This window comes from Pseudomonas sp. AC083, from assembly GCF_979253165.1.
The window spans coordinates 1-264 of sequence record NZ_CEEDDH010000179.1 but is presented as its reverse complement, the minus strand read 5'-3'; the positions used below and the strand labels follow the sequence as shown (position 1 = coordinate 264).

1 protein-coding gene is annotated in these 264 nt (G+C 51.1%); it reads right to left on the bottom strand.

The window, feature by feature from the left end:
* Positions 1-226 (bottom strand): hypothetical protein (locus AC0IXA_RS27630; RefSeq protein ID WP_471814937.1); only part of this gene is annotated, 226 nt, incomplete at its 3' end.
* Positions 227-264: the final 38 nt, after the last annotated feature.

Here is a 264-nt window from a genome sequence, read left to right as displayed (position 1 = left end):
GGTTGGCATAGGAGGGTGCCATGCGGGTGCCCATGGCTGTGCCTTGGATTTGATGGTAAACTTTCCCCTCAAAGGAAAAGTAGTTGTTAAGTAGGATGAAATTGGTAAGGGTTATGAGGAATGAGGTATCAGGCTTGCGTTCAGAGGGACGTTGGGAGAGGTAGTGTTCCAGAGCGGCAAGGCCATGGGCATGTGGAATGTTGGTGTATAGGGAGGTGGCATCCACTGTGACAAGTAAAGATCCAGGAGGCAAAGGGGTGGGAA